The sequence below is a fragment of the Streptosporangium sp. LJ11 genome, assembly GCF_051918945.1.
GTDB lineage: Bacteria > Actinomycetota > Actinomycetes > Streptosporangiales > Streptosporangiaceae > Streptosporangium.
On record NZ_JBPXMB010000037.1, the window covers coordinates 22,493 to 35,624 of the forward strand.

Consider the following 13,132-nt stretch of genomic DNA (forward strand, 5'->3'; position numbering starts at 1 on the left):
ACGACCACAGCGTCATCAGTGTCATTGAGGGAGAACGCGATGTACTTCACCGATCGGGGCATCGAGGAACTCGTCGCGCGCCGGGGCGAGGAGGAGGTCACCGTCGTGTGGCTGGCCGAGCGGCTGCGCGAGTTCGTCGACCTGAACCCCGACTTCGAGACGCCGGTGGAACGGCTGGCCACCTGGCTGGCCCGGCTGGACGACGAGGACGACTGAGAAAAACGCGATATATCTTGACCCTCCGAATAACGCGACATATCGTGTTCATTACAAGGAGGTCATCTACATGCGGCAATGGACGATAGAGAAGCCGGAGCAGCTCACCTTCGACTCCGTCAGGAAACTCAACGTGCGCATCGTGGCGGGGAAGCTGGCGGTGCTGGCCAGCGACGGCCCTCCGAGGCTCGAGGTCACCGAGGTCGACAGCCCCCCGCTGCTCGTCACCCACGACGACGACGGCACGCTCACCGTCACCTACAGGGATCTCACCTGGGACGGCCTGCTGGGCTGGCTGCGCCCCGGCCGCCGCCGGGCCACGCTCGCGCTGACCGTGCCGAAGGACTGCCCGGTCAACGTGGGGGTCGTCTCCGCGTCCGCGGTCGTCACCGGGTTCGAGGGCCACACCTCGGTCAGAAGCGTTTCGGGCGGGATCGTGCTCGACGGGGTGAGCGGCGAGATCAACGCCGACACCGTCTCCGGCGACGTGGAGAGCCGCGGCCTGGTCGGCGACCTGTCGTTCAAGAGCATCTCCGGCGATCTCACCGTCGCCCAGGGCACGCCCCGGCGGTTGAGCGTCACCACCGTCTCCGGCCGGATCACCGCCGATCTGGAGCTCCCGCCGACCGGCCACGTCACGATGAACAGCGTCTCCGGCGACATCGTGCTGCGGCTCCCGCACACGGTCGAGACCGACGTCAAGATCCGTTCCAACTCGGGCAGGCTCGACGCCGCCTTTTCCGAACTCGACCACTCCGCCCAGCCCGGCGCGAAGACGCTGGGCGGCCGGATCGGCGGCGGCATGGCGTCGCTGACGGCCAACACCGTCTCCGCCGACGTCACTCTTCTGAAGGGAGTCCAGGCATGAGCCCGGTCTTCGGCCACGGAAGGCTCCGGCTCTATCTCCTGAAGCTGCTGGAGGAGAGCCCGCGCCACGGCTACGAGGTGATCCGGCTGCTCCAGGATCGCTTCCTCGGCGTCTACTCTCCCTCCCCCGGCACGATCTACCCGCGCCTGGCCCGCCTGGAGGAGGAGGGCCTGGTCACCCACGAGGTGGTGGACGGCAAGAAGGTCTTCACCATCAGCGACCGGGGCCGCGACGAGCTCAACGAGCGGCTCGACGAGCTCGCCGACCTGGAGCAGGAGATCTCCGACTCCGTCCGCGACATCGCCCGCGAGGTCAAGGAGGACGTGCGCGACACGGTCAAGTCGCTGCGCGAGGAGCTCACCCAGATGGCGCGCGAGGTGCGTCAGAGCCCCGAGCAGGACCCGCGCAAGGTCTGGCGCGAGCAGAAGACGGAGTGGCAGCGCCAGAAGCGTGAGTGGCAGCGCCAGACCGGCGAGTGGAAGGACGAGTGGAAGCGCGTCTGGGCCGACGGCTTCACCGGCGAGGGATCACGGGCCGGAGACGCCCGGCTCGGGCAGATGCTGGCCGAGTTCGTCGAGGAGGTTCGCAGGGACGCGGCGGCCGCGCAGGTCAGCGAGGAGACCCTGGCGACCGCCCAGGACGCCCTGTACGACGCGGCCCGCCGCATCCGCGACGCGCTCCGGTGATCCCGGCGACGCCTCGTAAGACGCCCGCCGGGAGTGGCACGTCACGGCCGGCGGCCTCCGTGAGGCGGCCCGCACGGCACGGGTGAGCCACCCCCGGCGCCGGGCCACCCCCGCGGGAACGCCGAGCCACCCCGGCCCGCGAGCCGCCCCCGGGACCTGCCGGGCTCATCCCGGCAGGGTGAAGACGACCTTTCCGAAGAGTTCGCCCTCGTGCATGGCCGCGAAGCCCTCGCGGGCCTCGGCCAGCGGGAGGGTGCGGTCGATCAGCGGGCGAGTGCCGGTCTGCTCCAGGAAGCGGGCCAGCCTGCCCAGCTGGTCGCGGGTGCCCATGGTGGAGCCGATCACCGACAGCTGCAGGAAGAAGACGCGGTTCAGGTCGGCCGGCGGGACGGCGCCGCTGGTCGCGCCGGAGATCACGATCCGGCCGCCGGGGCGCAGCGCCTTCAGCGAGTGCCCCCAGGTGGCCTGGCCGACGGTCTCCATCACCGCGTCGACCCGCTCGGGCAGCCGGGCGCCGCTCTCGAAGACCTGGTCGGCGCCGAGTTCCAGGGCCCGCGCCCGCTTCTTCTCCGAGCGGCTGGTCGCCCAGACCCGGTATCCCCCGGCCCGGCCCAGCAGGATCAGTGCGGTGGCCACGCCCCCGCCCGCGCCCTGGACCAGCACGGTCGAGCCCGGCTCGAGCCCGGCCTTGTCGAACAGCATGCGGTAGGCGGTCAGCCAGGCCGTCGGCAGGCAGGCGGCCTCCTCGAAGCTGAGCGCGGCGGGCTTGGGCACGAGGTTGCGACGGGGCACGACGACCCGCTCGGCGAAGGTGCCGTCGTGTTTCTCCGAGAGCAGCGAGCGCTTCGGGTCGAGCGTCTCGTCGGCACCACTGCCGATCACCGAGTGCACGACGACCTCGTTCCCCTCCTCGTCGAGCCCGGCGGCGTCGGTGCCGAGCACCATCGGGAGCTGCTCCTGGCGAAGGCCCATCCCCCGCAGGCTGAACAGGTCGTGGTGGTTGAGCGAGGCGGCCCTCACCGTGACGGTGGTCCACCCGTCGGGAACCTCGGGTTCCGGGCGCTCACCGAGCGTGAGTCCGGCGAGGGGGTTGTCGGAATCGATCCGCGTGGCGGTTACAGCGAACATGGCCGCACCCTACGCCGTCCGCGCGGCCACCACCGCGTACGGGGCCGCGCCTCACGCGCTCCGCGCGGCGTACCGGGGCCGTGTCTCACACCCTTCGCGCGGTGAACGGGGCCGCGCCTCATGTCCCCCGCGCGGCGATCACGGTGAACGGGCCGCCGTTACGCCGTCCGCCTGACGGTCATGCCCGCCATGGTCCGCTCGACGTGTCCCCGCTCCCCCGAGGCCGCGACGTACACGCCGTCCTGGCAGGTCTCCGCGGAGAAGCGGCGCCGCTGCTCGATGACGGAGAGCTCGATCGACGCGACGTCGCAGCCCGGCACCGGAGCCAGCACCAGCAGCGTCTCCCTGGCCCCGCCGAACCACAGCTGCGGTCCCAGCGGCTCACCGTCGAGGATCTCCCCCTGCGTGGCCAGCCGCACCGGGGGCGTGGCCTCGAGCACGAGGTAGCCGCCCTTGGTCACCTTGCCGCGCAGGTTGCGCGCCCAGAGCATGCGCTGCTCGAAGGGCATGCCGTCCTTGAGATCGCGCAGCGCCACGAACCACGGGTCGAACGCGAACAGCAGCACCTCGCCCTCGGCAGGGCTCATCGGATGCCAGAGGGTGACCCGCTTGGCCAGTCGCCTGATCATCGGCTGCCCTCGGGAGACCCCCGCCGGACCGCCTGACGGCACGGTCAGCTGCCGGTACGGGCCGGTGTCGCCGTCGAGCCGGCCCGACATCGCGGGCCGGACCCCCAGCCCGGCCAGGCCCAGCTCCGCCGGGTAGCTCACCTCCGCCGCCGAGCCGTCGGGGAAGACCACGTCGAGGATCTCCCTGCCGCCCTTCTTGCGGAATCCCGGGTTGAGCACGTTCGGGACCTGCTCCGCGACGGTCCCCGCCCGGGTGGGCACCGGCGGCGGGAACGGCGGCGAGATCGTGTCCGGCCGCTCCCGGGCCGTCGTCAGGTTCCACGCCACGAGCGCCGCCAGCGCGGCGACGCCGATCCAGGGCCACGGTCCCTTCCGGGACCTCGCCTCGATGATGTCGTGCTGACCACCGGCCACGTCCTCGGCCGCCTCCTGCAGAAGGTACGGTTCCCGGCCCCATCTTCGGGGTCCGGCGGTCTCGGCGTCCGCGTCAGTACCGTCACGAATCAGAATCGATGCCTCGGAGAGAGGGCGCCGTCACACCGCGACGTCCGCGTTCCTGCGCCCTGGTTCCGGCACCCGGGTCCCGGCGCCCGCTCTCGGGTGGCCGGGTCGTGCGGTCCGTGCGCCGGTGCCCCGTGACGTTCCGGTATCCGTGTTCCGAGGGTCACGTCGCGGGATCCGTGGTGCGGCACCCGTGTCCCGGGACCGCTGTTCCGGTATTCGGCTCGTCCGCTGCGGCCACCTCACGGAAAATGACCATGAGAAACCGCGGAACAGCATCGAGAACGTCACCGCACCCGACACTCCAAAGGTGTCGAAGTTGCTCGAGAAACCTTCGGTAATCGCTGTTACCGGTGATGACGGCGATGCCTCTGAGATCGCCCCGCAACTGCGATGAGCTGCGGAAATGCCTATTCGTTAACTTATAACAAATAGCTATTTAAATAACAAGACAGCATCGGATGGAACCATCTCAGACTTTTTCCCGTCAATTCCTGCCCGCCGCTTGATCCAGTCAGTAACGTTCCGATCGTTTTCCCGGCGAGGAGAAGTCCCGTCTCCGCGCTGAGAACGAAAGGAGCTTCATGAATTCCCGAGCACGGCGCCTCACGATCCCCCTCACCGGCGTTCTCATGATCGCCGGAGCGATCGGCGCCACCACCGGTGCCAACGCCGGTACGGCCCCCAAGGACGTGGTCAGTTCCCAGGCCTCGGAGACGGCCGGCCAGGCCACCTCCTTCTGGTCGCCCGAGCGGATGCGCAAGGCCACGGACGCCACCGGCGACCTCGACCTGAGCGTCAAGGGCGGCAAGGCCTCCAGCGCGGCGGGCCCCGACGGCCCCGGCGGGTCGGTCCCGCCGATCGGCGCGGAGGGCACCAAGTCCTCCAAGAGCAAGCAGGTGAACCTGCCCAACACCGTCGGGCGCGTCTTCTTCACCCTGCCCGGCGCCAACCCGTCGGACCCGAAGAGCTGGAAGTACTGCTCCGGCAGTTCGGTCCAGGGCAAGTACCGCAACGTGGTCGCCACCTCCGCGCACTGCGTCTACGACGTGAAGACCAACCAGTTCTACGACAACTGGATCTTCATCCCGTCCTACTGGGACGGCAACCAGGCGTGGGACGGCAAGAACCCCTACGGCATCTACGCGGCCAAGTGGTTCAACGCGCACGACGACTTCGTGGTGAAGGAGGACTACGACTACGACTACGCCTTCGTCAACGTCCACTCCGGGTTCAAGGTGAACTGGGAGAAGGACAAGGACAACAAGTGGAAGCCGGTCATCAAGAACGTCGGCCGTCTCGGCGACAACGTCGGCGGCCAGGGCTTCGCCTGGAACCAGAAGGTCAAGAACACGGTCTTCTCCTTCGGCTACCCGGCCGGCCTGCACCCCGACGGCGACAAGCCCTTCTCCGGCCGCACGATGAAGTGGTGCTACGGCAAGACCGGCGCCATGCCGGCCGCGCCGAAGTACAACGTCCAGGAGCACATCGGCTTCAAGTGCGCCTTCACCTCGGGCGCGAGCGGCGGCCCCTGGCTCTACAAGTACAAGAGCTCCAGCCGGACCGGCTACCTGATCGGCGTCAACAGCATCGCCTGGGACACCGACAAGAACGACCGGTACGACAAGATCTCCTCGCCGTACTTCAACGGCGACACCTACAAGGTCTACAAGGCCGCGGCCAACCGCTGGACCAGCTGACCCGCACCCGCGGCCGACCGTAAGGCCATTCGGCCGGCCGCGGCGGACGGGCAGTGAACAAGCAGGGAACGAGCAGGGCCCGGTCCCAGGACCGGGCCCTTTCCCGAAGAGAGCGGGGACGGCTACGAACCCGGCCGCCGGATCGGCCCGGGGAACGTTCCGGGCAGCGGCCCGGGAAGGGCCGTCACCGTGTCCGGAACGCTCCATCCCGGTCGCCGGGAATCGCCTCCCAGGGCGAAGACCGCGCCGGTGGCGGCCCGCAGCGCGCACGGGCTGCCGTAGGTGCGTTCGAACCGGACGAAACGGTTGTTCCAGATCCCGCTGGCGGTCACCGTGACCGGGTCGTACTGCAGGGTGCACGCCACCCCCGTCCTCGCCCTGAGCCTGGCGGGGTCACCCCGCACCTCGGCCAGCGCCTCGCAGGCGCGGACCGCGTCGGGATGGGTGCCGCCGGGCCGGTCGCACAGCAGCAGGGCGTGGCCCGCCACGGGCACGGGCTTGTCGCCCTGCGCGAGGCTCAGCACGAGCGCCCTGGCGCTGCGCGGAGGCCTGGCGCCGGGAAACGGTTCGACCGGTCCTGGCATGACGTGGGCGGGCCCGCCCGGATGGAGCGGGAGCGGCTGCGTCACCTGCGGTCCCGAGTCGCCGGGGTAGGGGTACGGTCTCGTCTCCTGCCACCCCGGGCCGGGATCGCGGGGCGGCACCGTGGACGCCACGGCCGTACCCGAGAGCTGGAAGAGGCCGACAACGGCCAGACAGAGAAGACGCCGCATGAGATCCCCCGATGACGTGTGACGCGGATGCCGGCTCAGCCTGCCCTCGGACGCTCTCGCGGGACACCGACAAGCCTGGGTGTTTCCGCAGTTCATACGGTCACATGACCCGCGGGGGACCTCTCGATCAAGTTCAGGTAGATCAGACGGACTCCGAGGATTCCTGGTTCCACGGATTTAGTAACAAAAATATAACGGTCCGACCCCGTGCCCGATTTATAGCTTTTTAACCCATCTTTGCCGAGTACGGTCACCTCTTGTCTCTTTACGCATGCGTGAGTTGCGTCCCGAGCGACTCATGACAAAGAAGGAGCTCCATTGAACTCCCGAGCCAAGCGCCTCGCCCTCCCCCTCGGCGGCGTCCTCGCCGCCGCCACCATGGTCGGCGCCTCCCTCCCCGCCACCGCCCAGGCGAGCACGGCCGATCCCGACGTCAAGTCGTCGGCGCTCACCCCCTCCGGTAACGCGAAGGCCATCGCGGGCTACTGGACCGCCTCGAAGCTGAAGTCGGCGACGACCTACCTCGCCGACTCCACCGTTTCCGCCAAGCTGAACAAGACCGGCGCCGCCAGGGCCGCCGCCGACGGCAAGCCCGGCATCGTCGCCCCGACCGGCGAGGAGGGCAAGACCGCCGGCAGGTCGCGGAACGTGAACCTCCCGATCACCGTCGGCAAGGTCTTCTTCGTCGACGACAAGGGCAAGGAGCGTTGGTGCTCCGGCACCTCCGTGCAGTCGAAGTTCCGCAACCTGGTCGCCACCGCCGGCCACTGTGTCTACGACACCGACACGAACAAGCCGTTCGGCAACTTCGTGTTCATCCCCGGCTACTACCAGGGCAAGGCTCCCTGGGGCATCTACGTCGGCGCCAAGGTCAACACCCACGACGACTTCACGGTCTACGAGGACTACGACTACGACTACGCCTTCGTCAACGTCTACGACGGCATCAAGCAGCAGCCCGAGAAGGAGGTCGACTACAAGACCTTCAAGGCTCACATGGACAAGGGCGGGGTGGGCCGCGAGGCCGCCATCTCGGTCGACCGGAACACCTACGACGCGTGGACGAAGAAGGGCGGCCTCGGCAAGGTCGAGGGCGTGGACAAGGAAGACCAGGTCGGTCCGCAGTACAAGGGCGCGATCGCCGTCGCGGTCGAGACCGACAAGTCCAGCTGGGACAAGGTCCCCGGCCAGGTCTACGGCCTGCACGACGACAAGGTCACCCTCGGCAGGACGCTTGACCAGGCCGACTGGCCCGCGAGCGGCTCCAAGCTCCAGCCCCGAGTCGAGCACGTCACCAAGACCGAGTACGAGGCGTACAAGGGCCCCGGCCACAAGGAGGTCGACTCCCGGGGCAACTACACGATCACGTACTACTTCGTGGTGAAGTACATCGCGAAGACGTCGTCAGCGAAGTACATCATCTTCCGGCACTACATCACCTTCGTGACCGCGGCCGGCCGCCTGGGCGACAACGTCGGCGGCCAGGGCTTCAGCTGGAACCAGAAGCTGGGCAAGAAGGTCTTCACGTTCGGTTACCCGACCTCGGCCCACCTCGACGGTGACAAGCCGTACTCCGGCCACACCCAGAAGTGGTGCTACGGCAAGACCGGCGCCGCGCCCGTCGTGTCGGCCTACAAGGCCGAGGAGCACCAGGCGATCAAGTGCGCCTTCACCCCGGGCGCCAGCGGCGGTCCCTTCCTGCTGCAGTACAAGAACAGCAAGCGGACCGGCTACCTCAACGGTGTCGTGAGCCTGACGGTCGACAGCGACAACAACAAGCGCTACGACCGCGTCACCACCCCGTACTTCAACGGTGACACGTACGGCATCTACAAGCACGCCGCCAACCTCTGGACCGGGAAGCTCCCCGCCTAGACACGGGCTTCGTGAACGAGGAAGGGCCCGGTACGCACCGGGCCCTTTCTTGCCTTCACGGGGTGCTTATACACCTTCGGCCACACTGATCAGATAACAGAGTATGAGCGGATCGGTCCAACGAACTGCCCAAAACTAAGTTGATCTGGAAAAATCATCCCTTGCGCCTCCCGTAACTCCCCGAACGTCACGATCCCCCGAAAGGAACACCATGTCCTCCCGCGCTCGGCGGATCACGGCCACACTCGGCGGGCTGGTCGCCGCCTGTGTGACCATGACGTCCGCGTTCGCCGGGAGCGCCGCAGCCACCCCGCTGGACGGGGTGCCCAACGGGATCACCTCGATCACCCTGACCAAGAGCAGCGCCGACATGAGGCGGATCGCGGAGTACTGGAGTCCGGCGAGGCTCAAGCAGGCCATGGACAACGTGCCCGCCTCGCCAGGGATGAAGAGCGACGGCCCTCCCTCCTCGGCGTCGCCCACCTCGGCGGCCACCCCGGGAAGTGCGACGGCCGGGAGTGCCACGGCCGCCGCGGCGTCCGCCACCGGGAAGTCCGCCGCCGCGACGGCCATGACCGCGGAGGCCGGTGCGACCACCGGCGGAAAGGGTTCCGCCTCGGGAGGCTCCGCACCGGTCGTCAAGCCGACCCTGCCGAAGAAGCGGGCCCCGGCCTCCGGCAACTCGCCGGTGACCGTGGGCAAGGTGTTCTTCCGGATCGGCTCCAAGGACTACTGGTGCTCGGCCTCCTCCGTGGCGGCGAGCAACCGCAACCTGGTCGCCACGGCCGGGCACTGCGCCTACGACGCCAAGACCGGCAGCCCGGCCGAATACTGGATCTTCATCCCCGGCTATGACAAGGGCAACACCCCGTACGGCATCTACGTCGGCCACTCGCTCAACCTGCACGAGGACTTCGTCGGCAGGGGCGACTACGACTACGACTACGCGTTCGTCACCGTGCACGACGGCTTCAGGTGGAAGGCCGGCAAGACGTCCGGCAGCTACGAGATGGAGAGCGTCGGAAGCCTGGAGGACAACGTCGGCGGGCAGGGCCTCGCGACCAACCGCGGCGCCGGCCTGTCCGTCCTCGCCTTCGGCTACCCCGCCGCCCCGCATCCCGACGGCAGCAGGCCCTACAACGGCCAGCAGCTGAAGTCGTGCCGCGGGCTCACCGTCAGGGTGAAGGCCCCCACCCGCCTGGTCGAGCAGGGCGTCGCCCTGGCCTGCCCGTTCACCAACGGTGCGAGCGGCGGCCCGTGGCTGATCTTCTACGACAACAAGAACTCCGTCGGCTATCTCAACGGCGTCAACAGCTTCGCCTGGGACGTCAACACCGACCGCAAGTACGACAGGATCTCCTCCCCGTACTTCATCGCGTCGACCTACGCCGTCTATCACTGGGCCGCGGCCCAGCAGGCGCCCCGATCATAACGCCGCCTTAAGAGATCCTTAAGGGACCCTTATACAGTGTTTGCTCCCTTGATCCCTGCATAGGTTCGTAGCTTGTCGTCCCGCAGTTCCCGGACGTCCCGTCCGGGAACGTTGCAGCGCAAGGAGCTTTTGTCGTGAAGCACTCTCTTCTCCCCCTCGGTGGCGCCGCAGCCGCCACCGCCCTGCTGGCCACCACCCTGGCCGGCACCGCCCAGGCCGCCCCCGACTGGGCGACCGACCCGATGGCCAGGAACAACGCCTCGGCGGTCTCGGTCATCGACTTCTGGGCCGCCTCCAACTTCGCGGCCCTCAAGAAGGCGACCGTCTACAACCCCGACCCCGGTGCACCGAAGATGAAGGTCGGCGGCGGCTTCTCCCCCGACGGCAGGCCCGGCAGCGTCGGTCCGACCGGCTCGGAGAAGGCCCCGTCCGGCCGCGTCAAGAACGTCAACCTGCCCAGGACCATCGGCAAGGTGTTCTTCGTCGTCAACGGCCAGTACCGCTGGTGCTCGGCCACCTCGATCCAGGGCAAGTACCGCAACGTGGTCGCCACGGCCGGGCACTGCGTCTACGACCCGGGCAGCAACAGCGACACCCTCGACAAGTGGGTCTTCGTCCCCGGCTACTACCAGGGCAAGGCCCCGTGGGGCATCTACGTCGGCAAGTCGGCGTGGACGCACTACGACTTCGCCAACTACGAGGACTACGACAAGGACTACGCCTTCGTCACGGTCTACAACGGCGTCGCCTTCAACGGGGTCAAGCAGGTCACCAGGCGCGAGTACAACGGGTTCACCGGGCCCAAGTGGTCACGTGGCTCGCACTACTACATCCTGCTCTCCAAGGACGTCGGCCGTCTGGGCGACAACGTCGGCGGCCAGGGCTTCACCTGGAACCAGAGGACCGGCAAGACCGTCTACGTCTTCGGCTACCCCCAGGCCCCGCACCCCGACGGCGACAAGCCCTACAGCGGCGTGACACCCAAGTACGTCTACGGCAAGACCTCCGGCAAGGAGTACGTCTCGGCCGCGGAGAAGGTCGAGGAGCACGTCGGTCTCAAGGGCGCCCTCACGCCGGGCGCCGACGGCGGCCCCTGGATCTCGCAGTACAGCAGCTCCCGGCGCCTGGGCCTCGTCAACGGTGTCACCAGCCTGTTCGGCGACCAGGACCAGAACGACCGCTACGACCTCATCACCTCGCCGTACTTCGACGGCGAGACCGCCGACATCTACCGCAAGGCCGCCAACGTGTGGTCCGGCAGGATCGTCGGCCCGAACGGCGAGCTTTACAGGTAACTCGCACATCGTGGGGGCGAGGGATTACCTCGGCCTCCGAGACATCGGCGGGACCCGGCGCGCGGCGCCGGGTCCCGCACCCGTTTTCCGGGGCGTTTCCGTGGCGAGGAGGCCGGTTTCCGGAGCCGGGAAGAGGTGTCCCGGGGCGGCAGGGAAGGCCGTTCCGGTCGCGGACGGACGCGTTAGACGTACCCGCCGCGAAATCGGTGCCATCACGTTGATGTGATCTGCGTCACATGAGGGCTACAGCTCATTGTGACCATCCGAACACGCCACATCGGCCACTTTCATCCCAGGCTTCCACCTATCTGCGGAAACAGCCCGGGTCCACCTCAATCGCAACATCAGCATCAAGGGTCTTCAAACATCACGAAACGGTCTCGTCACACCAAGCCCGCTTCTTCCCTCTCGAACCGGCTTCCGGTGTTCAAGATCGGCGCTGTATGTTTCTGGCATTCCCTTTACTGACGCATGGGACGCAAGAAGCGTTCCACATCAGACCAAGGAGCTCCCCTTGAAGCGCATCCTCCTCCCCGCCGGTGGCGCCGTTCTGGCCACCGGTCTGCTGGCCGCTGGTCTGGCCGGTACCGCCAACGCCGTTCCGGACTGGGCCTACGACACCATGGCCAAGAACGCCCCGGCCGCGGTTGACGTCGCCGAGTTCTGGCTCAAGGCCAACGGTCACACCAACAACCTCGCCAAGGCGACCGCGTACACCGACGAGACCATCGCGGCCTCGAAGCTGAGCGCGGCCGGCGGCTACACCCCCGACGGCAAGCCGGGCATCGTGGCCCCGATCGGCGAAGAGAAGAAGTCCTCGGCCAAGGTCAAGAACATCAACCTGCCGAAGACCATCGGCAAGGTGTTCTTCGTCGACTCCGAGAACGAGCTGAAGTGGTGCTCGGCCACTTCGATCCAGTCGAAGTACCGCAACCTGGTCGCCACGGCCGGTCACTGCGTCTACGACGACAAGAAGAACGCCAGCGTCATGGACAACTGGGTCTTCGTCCCCGGCTACTACCAGGGCAAGACCCCGTGGGGCATCTACGTCGGCAAGACCGCCTACACCCACTACGACTACAGCGCGTACAACGACCGCGACCGCGACTACGCGTTCGTGACCGTGTACAACGGTATCCAGGTCGGTGGCGGCACCGCCAAGGAAGTTTCCGAGGCGGACTACAAGAAGTTCGAGGGCCGCAAGGAAGTCAAGCCGGTCGAGATCACCAAGGCCGAGTACGACAAGTGCGTGCTGAACCTGGGTGCTTGCTGGTCCGAGGGTGCTGACACCCCGGCCGACGTCGTGGGCCCGAACCACCCCGGCGCGGTGCTCGAGCGCACCGAGGTCACCAAGGCTGTCTACGACGCTGCTCAGGTTGGCCCCGGCACCGGCAACAAGCTGGGCGAGCCCGAGGTCGAGCACGTCACCGAGTCCCAGTACAACGCGTACACGGGCCCGGGCACCAAGGTCAAGGACGCCCAGGGCAACTTCGTCATCACGCACTACTACGTGCAGAAGTGGCTGAAGGCCGGCACCTCGAAGAAGTACTTCAAGGCCGTCTTCATCGTCATCGACGGCTACATCAAGGACGCCGGTCGCCTGGGCGACAACGTCGGCGGCCAGGGCTTCACCTGGAACCAGAAGCCCGAGCAGACGGTGTTCGTGTTCGGCTACCCCGCCGCGCCGCACCCCGACGGCAACAAGGCCTACACCGGCGTTACGCCGAAGTGGACCTACGGCAAGACCTCCGGCAAGGTGTACGTCTCGGCTGCGGAGAAGGTTGAGGAGCACGTCGGCCTCAAGAGCTCCTTCACCCCCGGCGCCGACGGTGGCCCCTGGCTCGCCAAGTACAGCAACGCCAAGCGTCTCGGCTACGTCAACGGTGTCACCAGCCTGTTCGGCGACCAGGACAAGAACGGCCGCTTCGACACCATCACCTCGCCGTACTTCGACGGTGAGACCGCGGCCATCTACGCCAAGGCCGCCGCGGTGTGGTCCGGCTCGATCGTCAAGAAGTAGTAGCTCCCT

11 protein-coding genes are annotated in these 13,132 nt (G+C 67.7%); 8 read left to right on the forward strand and 3 right to left on the reverse strand.

Annotated elements, in window-relative coordinates:
• Window positions 1-39: 39 nt before the first annotated feature.
• From ACTOQ3_RS38240 to ACTOQ3_RS38250, 3 genes are all read left to right on the forward strand, one after another.
• Window positions 40-216, forward strand: a complete 177-nt coding sequence (locus ACTOQ3_RS38240; RefSeq protein WP_329094229.1) for a DUF6104 family protein — start codon at window positions 40-42, stop codon at window positions 214-216.
• Window positions 217-286: 70 nt separating this feature from the next.
• A complete protein-coding gene (locus ACTOQ3_RS38245) occupies window positions 287-1,084 on the forward strand; it encodes a DUF4097 family beta strand repeat-containing protein (protein WP_440088552.1) in 798 nt (265 codons plus the stop codon).
• Window positions 1,081-1,770 carry a PadR family transcriptional regulator gene (locus ACTOQ3_RS38250; protein WP_440088554.1) on the forward strand — a complete coding sequence of 230 codons (690 nt, stop codon included), beginning with the start codon at window positions 1,081-1,083 and terminating at the stop codon, window positions 1,768-1,770. Before ACTOQ3_RS38245 ends, ACTOQ3_RS38250 begins: the two co-directional genes overlap by 4 nt.
• A 165-nt stretch (window positions 1,771-1,935) precedes the next feature.
• On the opposite strand, the gene ACTOQ3_RS38255 is transcribed toward ACTOQ3_RS38250, so the two are convergent.
• Together ACTOQ3_RS38255 and ACTOQ3_RS38260 are read right to left on the reverse strand one after the other, a co-directional pair.
• A complete protein-coding gene (locus tag ACTOQ3_RS38255) occupies window positions 1,936-2,898 on the reverse strand; it encodes a zinc-binding dehydrogenase (RefSeq protein ID WP_440088556.1) in 963 nt (320 codons plus the stop codon).
• A 158-nt stretch (window positions 2,899-3,056) separates the two neighbouring features.
• The gene (locus ACTOQ3_RS38260; protein ID WP_440088558.1) at window positions 3,057-3,941 is read right to left on the reverse strand and encodes a hypothetical protein; all 885 of its coding nucleotides are present in this window, start codon (window positions 3,939-3,941) and stop codon (window positions 3,057-3,059) included.
• A gap of 671 nt (window positions 3,942-4,612) precedes the next feature.
• Here ACTOQ3_RS38260 and ACTOQ3_RS38265 point away from each other — a divergent pair.
• On the forward strand, window positions 4,613-5,728 hold the full coding sequence (locus ACTOQ3_RS38265; protein ID WP_440088559.1) for a trypsin-like serine peptidase: 1,116 nt from the start codon (window positions 4,613-4,615) through the stop codon (window positions 5,726-5,728).
• 122 nt (window positions 5,729-5,850) lie between these two features.
• On the opposite strand, the gene ACTOQ3_RS38270 is transcribed toward ACTOQ3_RS38265, so the two are convergent.
• Complete coding sequence (locus tag ACTOQ3_RS38270) at window positions 5,851-6,501, reverse strand: SSI family serine proteinase inhibitor (protein ID WP_440088560.1); 651 nt, start codon at window positions 6,499-6,501, stop codon at window positions 5,851-5,853.
• Window positions 6,502-6,819: 318 nt separating this feature from the next.
• Between ACTOQ3_RS38270 and ACTOQ3_RS38275 the strand changes: the two genes are divergently transcribed.
• From ACTOQ3_RS38275 to ACTOQ3_RS38290, 4 genes are all read left to right on the forward strand, one after another.
• Window positions 6,820-8,376 carry a hypothetical protein gene (locus ACTOQ3_RS38275; RefSeq protein WP_440088562.1) on the forward strand — a complete coding sequence of 519 codons (1,557 nt, stop codon included), beginning with the start codon at window positions 6,820-6,822 and terminating at the stop codon, window positions 8,374-8,376.
• Between the two features lie 211 nt (window positions 8,377-8,587).
• Complete coding sequence (locus tag ACTOQ3_RS38280) at window positions 8,588-9,808, forward strand: trypsin-like serine peptidase (protein WP_440088563.1); 1,221 nt, start codon at window positions 8,588-8,590, stop codon at window positions 9,806-9,808.
• Between the two features lie 134 nt (window positions 9,809-9,942).
• The gene (locus tag ACTOQ3_RS38285) at window positions 9,943-11,103 is read left to right on the forward strand and encodes a trypsin-like serine peptidase (protein ID WP_440088564.1); all 1,161 of its coding nucleotides are present in this window, start codon (window positions 9,943-9,945) and stop codon (window positions 11,101-11,103) included.
• Window positions 11,104-11,617: 514 nt separating this feature from the next.
• A complete protein-coding gene (locus ACTOQ3_RS38290) occupies window positions 11,618-13,123 on the forward strand; it encodes a trypsin-like serine peptidase (RefSeq protein WP_440088565.1) in 1,506 nt (501 codons plus the stop codon).
• Window positions 13,124-13,132 lie beyond the last annotated feature (9 nt).